Below are 18,718 nucleotides of genomic sequence, written 5' to 3'. Positions count from 1 at the left end.
CTGAATGTTGATGTATTCAATGGGTGCTCTTTTAGCTATGCATCCATCCTTCGCTCATCCCGTTGCCCGTGGTAGATAGTCAGTGCCATAGGGTAATCCGCCATATTAATTTTTTTTCCTCTTCGTTGCATGTATAAAAAAATCAACTAAAATGTTAATTAAGTGATCTTGTTTTGTTGCTTAATTGTAACTTTAACAGTGAGGTTTATCATGAATGCTTATAAACTCGCCTGCATATCAGCCTCAATTAGTTTTCTTTTGTTCACTAACATTCCCCTCTGCAGCGGAGCAACTAGTGGTGTGATCCATATCGTAGGGATGATCGTTGAAGATGGCTGTACCATCAATAACTCACAACAAACTGTACACATCGAGTGCTTCAACGACGGGAAGGAAATAGAGACAACAGCATCGATTAATTCACCGGAAATTAACTTCCCTACAGGAAAAGTTACGGGTATTAAGTGGCTTCATGCCAACCATGACCTTGGAATCATGAATGTAGAATATGAATAAACACCACCAGCATCAGAGATAATGCCCTCAGTGTCTGCATAGTTGTCATTGTGCCAAGAAGGAAGGTGACAGCCTGCGGGGGCTGAGGTTTTCTTGCTGTAATGTTCTAATCGTTGGTAACCAATGGTATTCATCTTTTGTATTAGATTACTGACACACCAGTGACTTAAATATATACCTTTTGCAATGTTGCAAAATACTGTCACAGCGGTACGACGTAATCCACATTTAGTAGCAATCGGACTGGCACTGCAGCCAGTCTGATTGCCTGCAATATTAAGGATTAAACAACCAAACTCAACAGTAATACGATTGCCAGCCCAACAACCGAGTTAGTTAGCTCCAGTAATCCCCATGTTTTAAAAGTGTCTTTAATCGACAGACCAAAATATTCTTTAAATAGCCAGAATGCAGCATCATTAACATGGGTTAAGGTGTTACTCCCTGAAGCTGTTGCCAACACCATTAGCGCAGGATTAACATTAAAAGTAGGTATTAGTGGACCGACAATACCGGCAGCAGTAATAGCAGAAACAGTTCCTGCACCTGTCGCCAAACGTAACAATACAGTAATAAACCATGCCATGATCAGTGGTGATACTGATGAGTTTTTCATCATCTCCGCAATATAGTCACCAACGCCAGTATCGACAATTATTTGTTTAAATGCACCACCTGCACCAATAATAAAAACTACGAGTGCTACTTTTTCAATGGCTTCAGTGTAAGAACTCATTACTTCAGTCATCGATTTATTACGGAAAATACCAAATGCAAAAATACTGATAATTACTGTAATCAGCATACTGATCTGTGCACTACCGATAAAACTCAAGAAAGTGAATAAATCCCCATTTGGTGTAATGTAAATTTTAATTATTGTAGCTAAGACAATAATGATTGCAGGGGTTAGAGGAACCAGTAAACTGACGGCAAAACTAGGCATTTCCTCTTCAGTAAAGACTTTGGATGATTCAAGTAATGGAGGAATAGGGCGATCTAAATTACCAAGTATTTTGGGTAATAGTATACCAGAGCAAATGACTGTGGGAATCGCGACTATGATACCGTATATATATACCATGCCTATATCAGCATGGAATGCTGCAACTAATGCGGTTGGACCAGGTTGTGGCGGAAAGAGGCTATGGGCAGTTGTTGCTGCTGCAACCATAGTTATACCTAACTTCAGGAAGGGTATTTTAGCTTCTATAGCAATACTAATCACCAACGGTGCCAATATTAAGAATGCGACTTCATAGAACATCGCCAAACCAAAGATAAGCCCAATTATTAATATTGCCCACTGTACATTCTTCGGACCAAATTTTTCCAATAATGTGCTGGCAACGCGCTGAGCTGCACCTGAGTCCACCATTAGCTTGCCTAATATCGCGCCGAAAAGAATAATCAGAGCTAAGTGGCCTAAGGTACTTCCAACCCCTGTTTCTATCGATTTATTAATTGAGGCTAATGGGTGGCCTTCTAATAGCCCAACCGTAATTGCCGCAAGTAACAAAGCTAGCATGCCATTAATTTTGAATTTAATATTTAAGACAAGTAATACCAATACACCAACTACTACCCATAGAATGGGTAGGGATTCTATTATCCAGTTCATATTATTTCCCTGTATTTTTACTTTTCTTATACATATATAATGTATGTCATATTATATAAAATGAGCATCAATGATTAAACTACTGGTCTACAACTTTAACTTTATTGGTGTGACATGTTGTATATGTTATATGACAACATTCCTTTGAAATGTTTGACTTTAATCACAAAATCAAATTTAACTTATTAAGTTTGATCAAAGACGGACAGTCGAAAGACACAGATCCAGATAATGCGTACTCAGGGATTTGGAGTTACAGAGATAGTCAGGACAATGGCGATAGGTTATGCAATAGTCTGTAATATCATCAATTAAAATAATGGATTAGAGCAGTAACGCGATTTTGCATCGTTGAATTTAATTAATTACTTTAGAAATATAACATAATAATAATAAATGTTTTTCAAATATCAGATGGCACTTTTTTTGGAGGGGAGGTGCTGAGAACCTGTAATACCACGCGGTATGCTGGTATGAATACCTTGCTATACACAAGCAGCTTAGGCAGCTATCTAAACAATTTACTGAAGAAATTCTAATAATATCTATCCACCATATTATCTTTTTTTGTTCCCTTCACTCGCCATATTAGTGCAATTAAAGTATGGAATATTCATTTTTAACATTAGGTAAATAACTTATATGTTATTTACCTAATAAGATATTTCTTGTTTTGTAGGAAATATCCTATCTATTAGTATTTATGAATCCTGAAATCAAAAACGGTTAGTGAAGTATCCTCATAAAGAAAACATCTTTTGCTGACTTCTAAAGTGGATATGATGATTTTTTTTGTGAAATATGTTGCATTTTCTTTAAAAAATTGTTTTTATTTTGTTGTTGGTTAATGATAATCCAGATGTAAAATTGTACTTCCATTTGTAAATATTATCATGGTTTTTGAAAATAGTTTCATAGCGAAAATATTCTAAATAGTTATTAAAAACAGCCTGACTTTTGATGATTTTTAGTGATTTTCTCAAAAGTTACCATCTCAATCTTAAAGCTTTGTCAGACAGGTATTTGAGATGAAATACATCTATACCGCTATGTTACGACGTTTCTATTGGAGGGTTGTATTATGAAAAACCATTTAACGACAAGGTTTCCGTATATTTATACATTGCAGTCTACATGGGAGAGATACGCAGCAGTCTTTTTGAGAAATAAAACCGCGAAATAATCGCGGCCAGTATGATGAGAATGGTAGGACAACTTCGGGAAGAGACTCGAGTCTGGCGATAAAAGTATCACTCAGCAAATGTTTTTAAACAACATAGTCTGTAAGGATGACTAATATGGACAAGTCTGAACTGCTTAAACACCTTCATAATATCAATTTGTCATATTTGCTTTTGGCGCAACGTTTGATAAAGGATGAAAAGGCGTTGGCAACATTCCGTTTGGGAATTGATGAAGCGATGGTCGATGTATTGTCAAAACTCACATTGCCACAACTGATCAAATTGGCAGAAATCAATCAACTGATCTGCCATTTCCGTTTCGACGATCATAGCACCGTTGAGCGTTTGACCAAAGAGTCCCGTATCGACGATCTGCAACAAGTCCATACGTGTATTTTGCTATCAAGCCAGTTACAGCAAAAGTTACCGGGTAAAAGGGAGAGTACAATGATGAGGGGGGCTGATGATGAGCAAAAAAAGTATTGTTCAAGAAGTTAAAGAGATTCAACTTGCCATGGAATTGATCTCTTTAGGCGCACGCTTACAGATACTGGAAAGTGAAACGCAACTCAGCCGTGGCCGCCTGGTCAAACTGTATAAAGAGTTACGTGGTATATCCCCTCCTAAGGGAATGCTGCCATTTTCTGCCGATTGGTTTATGACATGGGAACAGAACATTCATTCATCGATGTTTTATAATGTTTATCAATTCCTACAGAAAAATAGGCAATATCAGAAAGTAGAAATCATTATCAAGGCTTATTATTTATACTTGGAACAGTTTCCACAACAGCTTGGTAAAAAACCATTGTTATCCTTGACACGGGCTTGGACATTGGTGCGCTTTGTCGACAGTAATATGTTACAACTTTCCGCCTGCAGTTGCTGTGGTGGTGCTTTTATTACCCATGCGCATCAACCCATTAGTTGTTTTATCTGCAATTTATGCCACCCTCCATCCCGCGCAGTAAAAAAACGTAAACTTTCTCCGAACCTGGAAAGCATTGCGTATATTCCAGGCTGAGCCTAAGTATTACGGTCGCCTAATGGCGAGGTGCGTTTGGTGAATAAGGTTTTTGGTCTCTCTCTGAGCCCTTTTTGAAGGGTGAAACTCAGATCAAAAACTTATTTGCAACAGTGCCATAAAAGTCGTGCTAACACAGTGGTGGTGAGAGTGATAAAGTCGCTGGCGACATTATTTCACAAGCTCGATTCGTTCTGGGTTATTAAGATTCTTGCTGGTAATTGCAACAGGGCTAACCAAGACATCTGCTGTTGCCGGGCGAGCACCCGTACGGATGTAATCGGTCCGAATTTTTACTGCCTCTCGGCCTTGTTTCCCTTGGGTATTGATCGATTGTTGTGGTGAGCACACCGTCTCGTACTGCCTTCAGCGCATCAGTTGAACCATCGTAACCCAAGATAGCCATTTTGCCTTTTAAGCCTCGCGCTTCAACATTAGTCTTCTTGGTAAAATAATAGGATTTGACTATATCATGAGGGAAAATATTTGAAATGGCAGTTCTACAGAATAATTTTGTCTTTAAATATGCGAAAAATAAAATATCAATTTCAGCGAATAATTAGCTAAAGAATATAATGATATTGACAATATGATTATCGAAGGGCGATTACCTAGCACCGGCAGCTAAGATATTAAAATCAGTCAGGTTCACCATGTTAAAATCATACCGGTCGGCAACGGAGAGTATCGTCTGAAACCGGTATGGTGTGGGGCTGCCCTGAGCGAGGGAAGGGTAACACTGGCGAATCCGGTCTGCTGCGGGGCGGATAATTAGCATGAGCCTCAATATGCCGATATCTGATGTAGAGAACATTACTTAAAAACACGCTGATTCTATCAAATAAACCACTGCTTACTGGCTATTGTCGCAGCGCCGCTAGCACCGTTAAATGCTGACGATGAAGCTTGCACGAAGCGCACCACGTCATGGGAAAGCGGGCGGCGCAAATAAGTTCGTATTTGCCGGATCAACGCTTCTAGTGGGAAACCTGACATATCCATCACCCCTCCGCCGAGCACTATCGCATGGGGATCAAACAGGTTAATGCTGGTGGCAATAGCTTTTGCTGTTCGTTGCATAAATTGCACAATAAATGGCTGCCCGGCGGCATAGAGAAACAGTTCATTTAGCTCAAATTCGCGCGGCGTGCTGTCATACCATCGGCGTAACGCCAAACCGGAGCAGGTGGTTTCCAGACAGCCGTAATTGCCGCATCCACACTGCTTTTCATCATCCCCCATGGGGATATGGCCCAATTCACCTGCCACGCCGTGTGCTCCAGTCCAGGGGGCGCCATTCATCCAGATAGCAAACCCCATGCCGGTACCAAGATAAGCACCGAGGACCAATTGCTGCTCAAGTTGATGTTCATGTACGTCATAGGAGAGTTGCATATTAACATCACGCTCGAATTGAACCGGGCAGTGTAGCGCTGCACTCAGCTTATCGGCCAGCCCCGCCAGGTCAGTCGGGGTTAACGGTAAATTTGGCGTGGAAATAATGCTCTTTTTGTTGTTCTCTACCAGTGCCGGGAACCCCATGACCAGCCCTTGGCAGCATGCATCATAACGTTCAAGATATTGATGCAGTCGGGCGCTTAATCCAGCAACTAACCCCGATGCAATGACATCAGCGGTACGTAACTTCTCACAATGGAGCATCGCACCATCGCGCTTGAGTAAACAAAAGCGGATATGGGTCGCCCCCATATCGACCCCGATCACCACGTCATATTTAGGCATGCTGTAACACCTCACTCTTGGCATGAATGATTTGTTGCGACATCAGCGCCCAGGCTTTATCGATATCAGAGGCATGATTGAACAGCCCGGAAGAGCCAACAATCAGCACATCGGCTCCAGCCTCAATCAGGCGTTGGTAAGTTGCCTGATTACAAGAACCATCAATTTCAATTTCATAATTAAGCTGGTTTTTTTCACGCCAGGCTTTCAGCTCAGCAATTTTATCTAACATTTCAGGGATAAATGGCTGCCCGGCAAAGCCTGGGTCCACCGTCATGACGGTTATTTTGTCTGCTTTATGAATGTAATATTTCATGCTATCGACCGGCGTTTCTGGATTGAGGATCAGGCCGACTTTCATCCCTAAACTGCGGATCTCCTCGATCAAGCGAAATGCTTGCCCGTTGAGAGTTTCTGGGTGCAGCGTGATAAAGTCTGCGCCTGCTTTTGCTAAAGGCGCAATGTAATCCTGCGGGCGTGTCACCATTAAGTGGCAGTCCAGTGGTTTGTTGGCGATACGTTTCACTTGGCTGACGAAAAAGGGGGACAGTGTCAGGTTAGGCACAAAATGGCCGTCCATAATGTCGATGTGAAAATAGTCCGCATTTTGGTCAATAAATTCAATCTGCTCTTTAAACTTCAGCAAATCCATACACATTAGGGAGGGAGATATCTTCATTATCGAGTCCTTACTTACTGATAAGTCGGTCAAGGGCGACAGCGGCAATAATCAGGCCGCCCATCACCACCAGTTGGTAATAGGTTTGTACTTGGAGAATATTTAGGCCGTTATTGATGGTGCCTATAATTAGGCCACCAATAACCACTGAAAAGATGCGCCCCTTGCCCCCGAAGAAGCTGGTACCGCCAATAATGGCACTGGCGATGGCATAGGTTTCAAACCCCATCCCGGCCAGCGGTTCAGCCGCGCCAAGGCGCGCTGTCGAAACCACACCAGCAAGACCGGCACAGATACCCGAGATGATAAACACCACTAGCATGTGAAATTTCACATCAATGCCTGAATAGAAAGCGGAGTTTTTATTGCCACCCAGGGCGTAAATATTGCGACCAAGACGTGTACGGGTGGTCAGAAACCAAAGCAATATGGCGATAAACAGGGCAAATAACACCGGGACGGGGATGCCTAACACACTGGCAGCAAAGAAATTTACAAACTCAAAGGAGAAGCCATACACCGAGTTGGCATCAGAAATCACCAGGGTGATACCGCGAAAAATGGCATTGGTGCCCAGAGTGATGATGAAAGGGTGCAGGCCGGTCCAGTTGACCAGACAGCCATTAATGGCCCCCAGTGCCCCACCTACCAGCACACCGCCAATCAGTGCTGCAAATATTGGGTCTACCCCAGCTAGCATCAATTTTGCGGTAACCATGCCAGACAGTGCCAGAATCGCACCAACAGATAAGTCGATCCCCGCCACTAAAATGGCAAAGAATTCCCCCATCCCAATTAATACGGTGACTGAGCTTTGGACGAATATTTGCGTGATGTTATTGGTAGTAAGGAAATACTCCGACGAAATAGAGCCAAAGATAGCCACAATGATCGCCAGAATGAAAAAAGTGCCGTATTTATCCCAAAACGCGGCGAAGTTAAACGGCTTTTTCCCAGCCGTATCTGATTTCACTCTTGTGGTAATGCCCATGCCATAATCTCCTCTTCGCTGATGTCATCGCGGTTGGTCAGGATTTGCGTCAATCGCCCTTCACAAAACACCGCAATACGGTCGCAAACGGTAATAATTTCGGGAAGCTCAGAGGAGACCATCAGAATGACTTTCCCCTCATCCGCAAGGGTGCGCATCACTTTATAGATCTCGGCTTTAGCACCCACATCAATACCTCGGGTGGGTTCATCAAAAATAATCACGTCGGGATGGCAACATAACCATTTAGAAATCAATACTTTTTGCTGATTCCCGCCAGACAGTTCTGTGATGTTTTGCGATACAGAATGGCACTTTAGTGCCAGCAGGCTTCGTTGTTCTTCGGCAATTTCCTGCTCAAGCTGTGGCTTAACCAACCCCATTGCACCTTTGTAACCCCCTTCTTTTAAGCTATGGCTGATAGCCATATTTTCAGCGATAGAGAAATTGCCGAAAAAACCGTTTTCACGCCGGCTTTCAGTGATATAACCCATGCCTTTCTTCAGTGCATCCAGCGGGGAGCGGGGGGTGATATTTTTGCCATTCAGCCAGACTTCGCCATGACTGGTTTTGTCGACACCAAACAGGCAATTCATTAATTCGGTGCGGCCGGAACCCACCAAACCGGCAAACCCGAAGATCTCGCCACGGCTGACAGTAAACGAAATATCGCGGACTTTTTTCTTATCGCGACTGGTCAGGTTTTTCACCTCAAACACCGTGTCGCGTACCACGTTGCCGGCATTTTCTTTGAAGGCAATAAAGCGGTTTTGTAATTCGCGCCCGACCATCAAGCGCACAATATCGTCGTTGGTAACATCCTGAATCATGCCGCTACACACACTGCTACCATCTTTCATTACTGTATAGCGATCGCAAATACGGCGGATCTCATTCAGTTTATGAGAGATATAAACAATAGCAGTGCCCTCCTTGCGCAATTGATTCATAATTAAGAAGAGGTAATCTACCTCTTTATTTGTCAGTGATGAGGTTGGCTCATCCATAATAATGACTTTAGCATCAAGCATTAATGTTTTGGCAATTTCCAACATCTGTTTATGACTGATGGATAAATTAGCCACTTTTTCATCAAGGCTGACTTTTAAACCCACGCGCAATAACATTATTGCTGCCTGGATACGCATCTTTCTCCAGTCTACAATGTTTATACCGCAGACTTTTTTCGTCAAGTGACGGCCAATATAAAGATTTTCTAACACCGTCAATTCATCAATAACACTAAGTTCCTGATAAATGATTCCGATACCTAATTGCGCTGCCTGTTTATGGTCCAGTTTGTCGTAATTAATATCATTAATAGTTATTGATCCACTCGTTGGGGAATGAATGCCTGATAATACTTTCATTAACGTTGATTTACCTGCGCCATTCTCACCTAATAACGCATGAATTTCATGCGTGAAAACAGTTAAATCAACGGACTTTAAGGCATGAACCGGCCCAAAGGATTTGCCGATCCCCGCCATAGAGATATAAGGCGTGACCATATAATCACCTTAGTTTTTTATTTCTACCGAAATCTACCCTTACCCGACCTAACCCGTAAGAGGAAAGCCGAGTGAATGGCTCTGCTCTCTAACCGGATATGGCCGGGTGGGTACGGCTATAACGCTATTTGGTGACCAGTACAGAATCCACCAGCGTAAACTGTGGTTGTTTATCCAATGGGATCACTTTCCCCCGTTGAACTGCTTCCACCAGCAGCTTCAACCCGGTAGCACCTATATTCGCTGGGTTTTGCGCTACCGTGGCGGTCATTTGCCCAGCATCGACCATCTTACGTGCTTCGGGTATTCCGTCGGTGCCGACAACCAGAATCTTGCCAACTTTACCTGCATTGGCGACCGCCTGAGCAGCCCCCATCGCCATGGTGTCATTGGCACAATAGATAGCTTTCAGATTGGGGTTGCGCTGCAAAACATTGGTGGCGACATCTAGCGCTTTAATACGATCCCAATCAGCAGGCTGACTGGCAACTAATTTGATTTGGCTGGCTTGCTTAAATGCTTCGGTTGCTCCTGCACGGCGTGCTTCACCAGAAGCGTTACCCGCTTTACCTTCGATAATAGCGACTTCACCACCGGTACTGCCTAATTTATCAATAATAAAAGCCGCTCCTTTTGCACCTACCGCATTATTATCGGTTGTGACAAAGGCCTCGACATTGCCTTTGGCTTTTTTCAGATTATCCATATCAATTTTCTCGTCAAGATTGACCAGATAAATTCCTTTTTGCCAGGCACGGGCCACAGGCATAACCAGGTTAACTGAAGACAGTGGCGCAAAGGCGATGCCTTTGTAATTTTTATTACTCAGATCTTCAAATAATTGCAGTTGAGACTGAAAGTCGCCTTCAGAGGGAGATGCAAATATATCCACACTGACACCTAATACTTTTGCCTCCTCTTCAATTCCTTTTTTCATATCCACCCAAAAAGGATTAGAGAGCGTTTTTAAAATAACCGCATACTCTGCGGCAGCGAACGCGCTGGTGGATAACATCATACCTATGGCTGCACCACTAAAGAGTTTTAGAAGTTTATTCATGGCTCATTTCTCATTATAGGGAGAGAGTTCCGGCATGCCTTAAAATAGAGACATGCCGGTTTTTTATTACTATTATTTATCTCGTCGGAAAAAGTCGACAATAGCGCCAGTTTTTTCCAGATTAATTGTGGCTCGTTCAATATCTTGTTGTGCTACTGAAACAAAAAATGCATCTAATAATGTGAGTTGTAATATACGCGCTGAGGCGTTCCGCCCTAATAAAGGGGTCTCTGGTGCTGGCGAACAAATAATAAAATCAGCCAGTTTGGCAATAGGGGAGTGATAGCTATGAGTAATACAAATAATCTTCGCTCCATTTTTTTTTGCCAATTCTACAGCGGCTTTTAAATCACTGGTGCGACCGGAATGGGACACGACCAGCACTACATCACCTTCTTTCAGCAATGCAGCGGACATCATCATAATGTGTGCGTCTTGGTAAGCCTGACAACGCACACCTATGCGCAGTAGTTTATGCGCAATATCGGCACAAATGGGGTTCGAGCCGCCCACGCCGTATAAATCACGCTGTTTGGCACCGTAGAAAAATCGTGCTGCACGGTGGATTTCATCGACGTTAACGATCGATTGCCCTTCCATAATCGTGCGCAGGGTGATGTTAAATACCTTATTAACCACATCCTCTGGCGCTTCATCAAACGATAACTCGGCCGGTAACACCTGTTCAGACTGCGAGAAGTAATCAATCAACGTACTGCGCAGATTGCGAAAGCCGCTAAAACCCAGCAGTTTTGAAACTTTAACTATCATCGCTTCTGACACCATGAGGGTCTCGGCAACATCTTTAATCGCCGGTGCGGCACTCAAGTTCCCTGGTGTAAGAAACCATTCAACAATACGGCTTTCATTTTCCGTCATCCCCTCCTGCTTCATTCGTAGGTAGGGGGCGATACCGATCCCGTTAGGAATACCTTGATCAAACTCTGACTGACTCATCTCGGTCTCATGTCCAAAAATTGAAGACGTCACTATATCATCACAATGTGTTGACGAAATATGCAATCAACTTCACAGATTTTGATAATTTATAAAGTAACTATGTTTCGTGTAGTTTTGTGTTCGAGAGACTAAACATTATAAGTTAATTTATTTTTAATAAAATCAATCTGTTGAGTGCTCTGTATGGGTGCTATTTAACAGGATGGTCTTTATGTTCACTACACGGATTATTTAAAACTGATGATTATAGTACGTAAAATGGACACCTTAATGCCCGCTGTTATTGGGGTTTTTAACTAAAAGTATCGTTTTAGCTCACATAAAACTGAAATTTGTGAAGTTTGGCTTACTGACGAATGAGAGGTTATTCAATGAAAAGTATCGCTCTGGGTTGTGATCACGTTGGATTTATTCTGAAAGCGGATATTGTTGCTCACTTACAAACGCGTGGCATCAAGGTGATTGACAAAGGTTGGTGGTCTACAGAACGTACGGATTATCCACGTTATGCCAATGAAGTTGCTGAAGCGGTCACCTCTGGGGAAGTTGATGGTGGCGTCTTGATTTGTGGTACGGGCGTAGGTATCTCGATTACGGCAAATAAACATCCTGGCATCCGCGCGGTAGTGTGCAGTGAACCCTATTCGGCACAGCTTTCCCGGCAACATAACAATACTAATGTACTGGCTTTTGGTTCTAGGGTCGTAGGGTTGGAACTGGCTAAGATGATTGTGGATGCCTGGCTCGATGCAGAATTTGAAGGGGGGCGGCATCAAACACGGGTAGATGCCATAACTGAGGTGGAAGCACGGTTTAACGCATTGTAATAAGGCCGGCCACTATTTTTGCCGATATAAGAAGGGTTCTGTATCCCCCCATCTTGCGATGAGGGGATAGTCTTATTTGTTGATGCGCCCGATCATTTTGGTGAAGTTAAAGAAGCGCCCAGCTTCTATTGCCATCATCTTGCGGTCGCGAATAGCGTACTCATGGTCACATGCTAGCCACTCCTGCCATGCCTGATAGCAGCATTCACTCTCAGTACAGACATTCATTTGCAGAAAAGCACTTTGCTGCCACAACTGCTGCCACCAGTTAACGGTGAAGAAGTTCATGCCGGAATGCCAGAAGGGCGCCATTTCTGGCGGTATGCCGTGGTTAAAGGGCGCTTTCAGGCCAGGAATCAATATGGCGACGCCAGCACCCGCCTTAAGATAGGGGGCAAGATGGTAGTCGAAGAACATCGAGCTGGCACCGAAATAATGGTACGCATCAATACTTATCAGCGCGTCGAAGCTATTTTCAGCAAACGGTTTTTGGTGGGGAAGATCAGCAACATCCATATGTAATGGTGTAATTTGCTGACGGAATCCCATTGCTTCAAAGCGACTCGCGTTATCTTCAGCGGTAATCCACAAATCCATTGCCACCACTTCGACCCCATATTTACTGGCAAGATACATCGACGTCAGGCCAGTACCGCAGGCAAGATCGAGTACCCGCATACCGGGGCGCAAATTAAGGGAATCACATACTTCTTCAGCGAATAAAAGGGCATTGGGACCCATCATGTTAGCGTTAAGAAATTCTTGGGAAAATAATCTGTTCATCTCACTCTCCTTAGCGGTTATCCAGCTGTGCTCGGACGTTGTTCAGCCCTGTAGTATTGATACGGTAGGGCTGGCCCTGGGTGGATTTGATTAGTTTTTTGGTTTTGAGTTTTTTAAACACGTTGAGTGTGCAGTCACTGAGAAGCAAGCCTTCGCGTGTATAGCATTCAACGGAGATAACGCGGCCAGATGCATCGCGGACATGAGCTATACGTCCACCTTTGGCGAGTACATGTAAGGTACGTTGTTCTTGACGGGATAAATTCATACTGGAAAAACCTATTAATCATCATATGCAAAGCGTGCGAACACAGTAGTGTTCACATCCGATTTCAGTGCATTGATAACCAGCCCGGCCTCAAGGGGCGGGAAACTGATTATCTGATGATTACATTCTCCAGCATCAATGCCTCGGTATGAGTTGAAAGGTATTTACTGCATAAATGCTAACATAGGTTTTTTAGTTCAGGAATTATTGGTGCGTGAGAATGTGATCTTAGCAGGGGAAGTGGGGATATAGGTATCAGGCGAAAACGCAGCTATGAACAGATGTCTGTAACAGTGATGTCGATTATTTTTACTCGCTGAATGCATAGCCTTGACCAATGACAAGGCGGCCTATGGGGCAGCCACTTTATAATCAGGGCCGTTTGTCATCTCACTGGTGTTAAAGCATGGCTTATCAACTTAATCTTAATTGGCCCGAATTTTTAGAGAAATACTGGCAAAAACAACCTGTTATATTAAAAAATGCCTTCCCTAACTTCATTGATCCGATTACACCGGATGAACTGGCTGGTTTGGCGATGGAAGCGGAGGTAGATAGCCGTCTTGTCAGCCATACCAATGGTCAGTGGCAGGCCAGTAATGGGCCGTTTGAGCATTTTGATAACCTGGGTGAGACCGGATGGTCGTTGTTGGCTCAGGCTGTTAACCACTGGCATGCTCCGTCTGCCGAATTGGTGTGTCCATTTCGCGTGCTGCCGGACTGGCGTTTAGATGATCTGATGATCTCTTTTTCCGTACCGGGTGGGGGTGTCGGGCCGCATATCGATCAATATGATGTTTTTATCATTCAGGGAATGGGCAGCCGCCGTTGGCGCGTGGGTGACAAATTACCATTGAAGCAGTTTTGCCCACATCCGGCGCTGCTCCACGTTGAGCCTTTCACACCAATTATTGATGAAGACCTCGCTCCAGGCGATATTTTATATATCCCACCAGGCTTCCCACACGACGGTTTTACCCATGAAACGGCACTCAATTACTCTGTTGGATTTCGCGGGCCGAATGGCAGGGATCTGATCAGCAGTTTTGCTGACTATGCGCTGGAGAACGATCTCGGCGGTGAGCACTACAGCGACCCTGATTTAACCTGCCGGGAACATCCGGGTCGGGTTGAGGAATACGAGCTTAACCGCTTGCGCCAGATGATGGTCGACATGATTAATCAGCCGGAAGACTTTAAGCAGTGGTTTGGTCGCTTTGCTACCACGCCGCGCCATGAGTTGGATATCTCTGCCGCGCAACCACCCTACGAGCAAGATGAAATTGTTGGTGCTTTGATGGATGGTCAGATCTTGACGCGCCTGAGCGGCTTGCGTGTTCTGCAAGTGGGCGACAGTTTCTTTATCAACAGCGAACGGCTGGAAACAACCGATGCTAAAGCTGCCGATGCACTGTGCCGCTACACGATGATTGGCAAGAAAGAACTGGGTGAGGCGCTAAACAATCCAACTTTCATGGCTGAGTTAACCGAATTGATTAATCAGGGTTACTGGTTCTTCGACGAATAAGAATGCAATCAATAGTGGCTTCCGAATGCGAGTATCGTGACGCGATTCGGGGGCCGCAGTGATTTTTCAGCGTTATGCGCAAGCCAAAGATCCGGTTCAGTTAATAAACGCGGGGTATCTTTATAACCAGAGGTAATTTTTATTGGTGATTGTTTTTTATAAAGTTAATTCGGTTGGTAGCAGAATTAAATGTGGCGTGATTAAAATATAATAAAATTAATTATAAATGGTTTCTAACACGATCGGTGTGAGGGAGCTCGGTGCTATGGCTATTAATAAATAGCCCCACTTAATCTAAGTGGGACTTTATGCTATTATTTTATCTTAGTTTTTGGCTGTCTGATCAGCTGCGTTAGTGTTTTGGCCCTGGCTTATTGAGTAGGTTCCTTTATAACTATCACTGTCGCCGATATTTGCCATTGAAACAGTAGGTGCCAGGATAGCTGCGATAAGTGCGATTGCTGCGATGGTAGTTTTCATAATAAATTCTCTTCTATTTGTGTATGTGAAAGCGGGTTGCTTTCGATAGGAGTAATGTTACTCCGATCACAAAAATTGAATATCAAAGAGAATTGCTTATCTTGTTCAAAAAAAATGAATGACTAATTGGGTTAGCGGCTTGCTGAAGTTAGTATGGTGCTTAATTACGACTAAAAACACGTATTTAATTATCTATCTAACTGATTATCATTGTTTTTAATTGTTATTTCTAATTTTCAATAGCTGTATTTATAATCAAAAAAAGAGGAGTAAATAAAGTTTTTCCCGCATTGGCCCCCTATCATCCGAGGGTGCTGATGTTGCATCGACTAATCTCGTCACAGGTGACTAAATTCTAATTCGGCAGATAGTGCCGACCTCATTAGGCCATTCCACTTATACGTGGCAGAATATAAAAAATAAATACAACTATTTCACCTGAGATGATAAATACATAAATATGGATCGTTCACGCTTACTAAAGTTCCTGCTACCTTATCTTTGGCCGAAAAATAACCCTAAGCTTCGCTATTATCTGGTTGCGGCCGTGATCTTTATGGTGGTTTCCAAGGTCAGTACCACTCTGGTCCCACTAGCTTATAAGGCGATGGTTGATACATTAAGCAGTGAAAACGCCAAGATACTGGCTATTCCAATCGGTTTTATTATTGCGTATGGCATCGCGAGAATCAGTGCTTCCTTATTTGAGGAGCTGCGGAACGTCATGTTTGTACATGTCAGCCAGAATGCGACTCGGTTACTTGGCTTACGTGTATTTAAACAATTGCATGAACTAAGTTTGCGCTTTCATCTGGACCGACAAACCGGTGGTTTATCCCTATCAATCGAGCGTGGAACCCAAGCTGTCGCTACCGTACTCTCGCGCCTGTTGTTCTCTATCTTTCCCATTTTGTTTGAGATAACACTGGTTTCGTTGATCATGTGGCATCTGTTAGATGGCTGGTTTGCGATCGCGATTTTGGTGACGGTCGGCTGCTATATTTTGTTTACGATAATGGCCGTCAGTTGGCGAACCCGCTTCAGGCGTGAGCTAAATCAAGCCAATGCAGATGCAAACACTAAGTCTATCGACAGTTTGCTCAATTATGAAACTGTTAAGTATTTTGGTAATGAAGCGTTCGAAGCGCAGCGTTTCAATACTTCACGGCAACTCTATGAACATGCAGCTATCAAAAACCAATTCAGTTTTACCGCATTGAGTCTTGGGCAGACTGCCATTATCTCAATCGGGTTGGTCGTCATGATGACGATGGCGGCGCAAGGTATCACGCAGGGCAAAATGACTATTGGTGATTTTGTATTAGTGAATGCCTATCTGCTTCAGTTATATCAACCGCTTAATTTTTTTGGGTTTATTTATTCTGAAATCAGGCAAGCCTTGATCGATATGGAAAATATGCTCGACCTGCTGATGGTTAAGAAAGAAGTGACTGATAGACCAGATGCATTGCCTTTGAAACTGACCCAAGGTGAAGTCCGTTTTGCGTCAGTCAGCTTTGGTTATGATCCCCGCAGGCCTATTCTGGATAACGTGAGTTTCAGCATCCCTGCGGGCAAAACAGTCGCTGTAGTGGGTGCTTCCGGTGCGGGGAAATCAACTCTCTCACGCTTACTGTTCCGTTTTTATGATGTAACGGGTGGTGCTATTTACATTGATAATCAGGATATTAGGGCTGTTACTCAGTCGACTTTGCGCGAAGCGATAGGTATTGTGCCGCAGGATACCGTGCTGTTTAATGACACATTGCGTTATAACATTGCTTATGGCAGAACGTCTGCAACTTTTGCAGAGATAGAACGTGCGGCAAAACTCGCACATATTCATAAATTTATCACTAGCCTGCCAGATGGATATGAGACACGAGTAGGGGAGCGGGGGTTGAAGCTCTCTGGTGGCGAAAAACAGCGGGTCGCTATTGCGCGTACTATCCTTAAAAACCCCGCTATATTAGTATTTGATGAAGCGACCAGTGCATTGGATACGCAAACTGAGCGTGAAATTCAGGCTCATCTGCGAGAAGTTAGCCGCGATCACACGACGTTGGTGATTGCCCATCGATTATCAACAATCATTGATGCGGATGAAATTATTGTGCTGGACGCCGGTGCCATTGTGGAACGGGGCCGCCACGATATGTTATTACTTGCCAATGGGCGTTACGCCGCCATGTGGCAAAATCAATATCATGAGGAAGAGCAACTTGCACAATAACAAGCTGTTCTTAAGGGTTATTCAAAACAGCGCATTAAGATGAAGGTGCCGTCTTTTCGTTGGTATTGATTAATTTTTGGAACCAATTCTCTGAAATGCGCAGTGGCACAATGTATGTCTAACGCGGCTTGATCTGGCCACTCCTCGATAAAAATAAAATGGCCGGGATCTTTATGATTGATACATAAATCATAGGAAATACAAAGCGGTTCTCGCTTTGTTCTGGCGACTAATTCTTTATAGAGTGGCATAACATCGATAATGTGTTCCGGTTTTATAAAATCTTGAGCAATAACTTTTAGCATCTTCTTATTTGTGGGACCTAATTCAATGGATGATAAATAAAGAGCCATGCCAGAAAGCGTTACGCTTAGATAGCGCCCTGGCAATCATCTGATTGTTGGCGAATGTTACACCCCGGTAAAGTAGGTATAAGCGAATACCGCCAGTGCAATAGCGATCATAATCATGGTTGTCTTTCTCATTTCGGCTCCAGTTCGGTGGTCTATTTTTGTCTTGAGGTTAATCCCACAAGATAACGGAAAATAGCTTAAAAGGCACTGTTGTGCGGTTCAATATAAGAAAATGATCTCGCTTGCAGTAACGGAAAATTGATACCTGGCTGACACTTATATCACTGTGGCGAAGAAATTAATCATGATCCAGGGCGTAAGGTTAAAAATATCGGGAGCTTGCATCAATTGAAGTAAACAGACTGATGTCATTTTTAGTGATCTTGTTCACGGTTATGGATTGATGATTTGTGTTAATTATATTTGTGTGGTAGCGAAGTAGGGGGTGTGAAATGTCAGCACTAGAAAAACTGGTTTCTGAATATTGCCATACCAGCCTGGACTTTGTGGCATCCACGGTTGCTTTTATGGAAAGCCAAAAGAAGAACATTGATGTTGATGAAGTTGAGGCCAAGCTTTCGGTGGACGAGCGTGACTACTTCCACGAAAGATTAGCGCATTACAGGGGCATATACCGGCCTTTGTAGCGGTGCCTCAATGCTAAATAAGCCGCCTGAGGGCGGCTTATTCAATCATGGGCAGTCATTTTAACCAAGCGAATCGGTGATTAAGGCTTGTTGGTGGCGAGGTTCACCCTCGGTGCTTTAAACCCTGTAGTTAGCCCACTAAACAGTGCAATTAACTCACTTCCAACTGTCAGCGCCATTTCCTCAAGGTTTTCATTGGTCATTACTGAGATAAGTACCAGCCATTGGTGGTCACGGCTTGAACCACAGAAAATAGCGGCATCAGCTACTCAAAAAACACTCAAGTAAGCTAAGGTTAATACAGGCCATA

At 43.5% G+C, this 18,718-nt stretch carries 18 protein-coding genes and 1 pseudogene; 7 read left to right on the top strand and 12 right to left on the bottom strand.

Translation table 11 applies throughout. The annotated features are described in order from the left end of the window. Positions 1 to 210: 210 nt before the first annotated feature. Complete coding sequence (locus tag A6J67_RS19395; protein WP_032905722.1) at positions 211 to 516, top strand: hypothetical protein; 306 nt, start codon at positions 211 to 213, stop codon at positions 514 to 516. A gap of 283 nt (positions 517 to 799) precedes the next feature. On the opposite strand, the gene A6J67_RS19390 is transcribed toward A6J67_RS19395, so the two are convergent. Beyond that, positions 800 to 2,125, bottom strand: a complete 1,326-nt coding sequence (locus A6J67_RS19390; RefSeq protein ID WP_390898233.1) for a gluconate:H+ symporter — start codon at positions 2,123 to 2,125, stop codon at positions 800 to 802. Between the two features lie 1,310 nt (positions 2,126 to 3,435). Here A6J67_RS19390 and flhD point away from each other — a divergent pair. Both flhD and flhC read left to right on the top strand, forming a co-directional pair. Further along, complete coding sequence (flhD, locus tag A6J67_RS19385) at positions 3,436 to 3,819, top strand: flagellar transcriptional regulator FlhD (RefSeq protein WP_005182647.1); 384 nt, start codon at positions 3,436 to 3,438, stop codon at positions 3,817 to 3,819. Beyond that, positions 3,785 to 4,345 (top strand): flagellar transcriptional regulator FlhC, encoded by a 561-nt coding sequence (gene flhC / locus A6J67_RS19380; protein ID WP_172668595.1) that lies wholly within the window; start codon positions 3,785 to 3,787, stop codon positions 4,343 to 4,345. The genes flhD and flhC overlap by 35 nt, the downstream gene beginning before the upstream one ends. Before the next feature lie 648 nt (positions 4,346 to 4,993). Here flhC and A6J67_RS23985 read toward each other — a convergent pair. The 7 genes and pseudogenes from A6J67_RS23985 to A6J67_RS19350 form a co-directional block, all read right to left on the bottom strand. Next, positions 4,994 to 5,062 (bottom strand): annotated as a pseudogene (locus tag A6J67_RS23985) (hypothetical protein); the annotation flags it as partial. Positions 5,063 to 5,182: 120 nt separating this feature from the next. Further along, on the bottom strand, positions 5,183 to 6,088 hold the full coding sequence (alsK, locus tag A6J67_RS19375; protein WP_080608324.1) for an allose kinase: 906 nt from the start codon (positions 6,086 to 6,088) through the stop codon (positions 5,183 to 5,185). Then, a complete protein-coding gene (gene alsE / locus A6J67_RS19370; protein WP_050089688.1) occupies positions 6,081 to 6,767 on the bottom strand; it encodes a D-allulose 6-phosphate 3-epimerase in 687 nt (228 codons plus the stop codon). The genes alsK and alsE overlap by 8 nt, the downstream gene beginning before the upstream one ends. Before the next feature lie 10 nt (positions 6,768 to 6,777). After that, on the bottom strand, positions 6,778 to 7,758 hold the full coding sequence (gene alsC / locus A6J67_RS19365) for a D-allose ABC transporter permease (RefSeq protein ID WP_032905729.1): 981 nt from the start codon (positions 7,756 to 7,758) through the stop codon (positions 6,778 to 6,780). Next, positions 7,737 to 9,269: a D-allose ABC transporter ATP-binding protein AlsA gene (alsA, locus tag A6J67_RS19360; RefSeq protein ID WP_005182659.1), complete on the bottom strand. Its 1,533-nt coding sequence runs from the start codon at positions 9,267 to 9,269 to the stop codon at positions 7,737 to 7,739. Before alsA ends, alsC begins: the two co-directional genes overlap by 22 nt. Before the next feature lie 124 nt (positions 9,270 to 9,393). Continuing rightward, the gene (gene alsB / locus A6J67_RS19355) at positions 9,394 to 10,329 is read right to left on the bottom strand and encodes a D-allose transporter substrate-binding protein (RefSeq protein ID WP_005182661.1); all 936 of its coding nucleotides are present in this window, start codon (positions 10,327 to 10,329) and stop codon (positions 9,394 to 9,396) included. Positions 10,330 to 10,401: 72 nt separating this feature from the next. Beyond that, entirely contained in the window at positions 10,402 to 11,286 is an 885-nt protein-coding gene (locus tag A6J67_RS19350) for a MurR/RpiR family transcriptional regulator (protein WP_042569372.1), read from the bottom strand. 374 nt (positions 11,287 to 11,660) lie between these two features. On the opposite strand from A6J67_RS19350, the gene rpiB reads away from it, so the two are divergent. Beyond that, entirely contained in the window at positions 11,661 to 12,116 is a 456-nt protein-coding gene (gene rpiB / locus A6J67_RS19345; RefSeq protein ID WP_005182666.1) for a bifunctional allose-6-phosphate isomerase/ribose-5-phosphate isomerase RpiB, read from the top strand. A 72-nt stretch (positions 12,117 to 12,188) separates the two neighbouring features. Here rpiB and A6J67_RS19340 read toward each other — a convergent pair whose 3' ends face one another. Together A6J67_RS19340 and A6J67_RS19335 are read right to left on the bottom strand one after the other, a co-directional pair. Continuing rightward, complete coding sequence (locus A6J67_RS19340) at positions 12,189 to 12,899, bottom strand: SAM-dependent methyltransferase (protein WP_042569373.1); 711 nt, start codon at positions 12,897 to 12,899, stop codon at positions 12,189 to 12,191. A 10-nt stretch (positions 12,900 to 12,909) separates the two neighbouring features. Then, positions 12,910 to 13,167 (bottom strand): YjhX family toxin, encoded by a 258-nt coding sequence (locus A6J67_RS19335; protein WP_050074542.1) that lies wholly within the window; start codon positions 13,165 to 13,167, stop codon positions 12,910 to 12,912. A 406-nt stretch (positions 13,168 to 13,573) separates the two neighbouring features. Between A6J67_RS19335 and A6J67_RS19325 the strand changes: the two genes are divergently transcribed. Next, positions 13,574 to 14,695, top strand: coding sequence for a cupin domain-containing protein (locus A6J67_RS19325; RefSeq protein WP_005182668.1), 1,122 nt, complete (start codon positions 13,574 to 13,576; stop codon positions 14,693 to 14,695). A gap of 324 nt (positions 14,696 to 15,019) precedes the next feature. On the opposite strand, the gene A6J67_RS23545 is transcribed toward A6J67_RS19325, so the two are convergent. Beyond that, positions 15,020 to 15,175 carry a hypothetical protein gene (locus tag A6J67_RS23545; protein ID WP_164711359.1) on the bottom strand — a complete coding sequence of 52 codons (156 nt, stop codon included), beginning with the start codon at positions 15,173 to 15,175 and terminating at the stop codon, positions 15,020 to 15,022. A gap of 460 nt (positions 15,176 to 15,635) precedes the next feature. On the opposite strand from A6J67_RS23545, the gene A6J67_RS19320 reads away from it, so the two are divergent. Then, positions 15,636 to 17,408 carry an ABCB family ABC transporter ATP-binding protein/permease gene (locus A6J67_RS19320; protein WP_050297775.1) on the top strand — a complete coding sequence of 591 codons (1,773 nt, stop codon included), beginning with the start codon at positions 15,636 to 15,638 and terminating at the stop codon, positions 17,406 to 17,408. A gap of 17 nt (positions 17,409 to 17,425) precedes the next feature. Here A6J67_RS19320 and A6J67_RS19315 read toward each other — a convergent pair whose 3' ends face one another. Continuing rightward, entirely contained in the window at positions 17,426 to 17,713 is a 288-nt protein-coding gene (locus A6J67_RS19315; protein ID WP_042570114.1) for a putative quinol monooxygenase, read from the bottom strand. A 500-nt stretch (positions 17,714 to 18,213) separates the two neighbouring features. On the opposite strand from A6J67_RS19315, the gene A6J67_RS19310 reads away from it, so the two are divergent. Further along, the gene (locus A6J67_RS19310) at positions 18,214 to 18,408 is read left to right on the top strand and encodes a glycogen synthase (protein WP_005182674.1); all 195 of its coding nucleotides are present in this window, start codon (positions 18,214 to 18,216) and stop codon (positions 18,406 to 18,408) included. The last annotated feature ends 310 nt before the right edge of the window (positions 18,409 to 18,718 follow it).

Origin of the sequence: Yersinia sp. FDAARGOS_228, assembly GCF_002073315.2 — a bacterium.
Classification (GTDB): Bacteria; Pseudomonadota; Gammaproteobacteria; order Enterobacterales; family Enterobacteriaceae; genus Yersinia; species Yersinia intermedia.
Note: the sequence above shows the minus strand (reverse complement) of the source record. Positions and strands in the feature narration are given on the sequence as shown.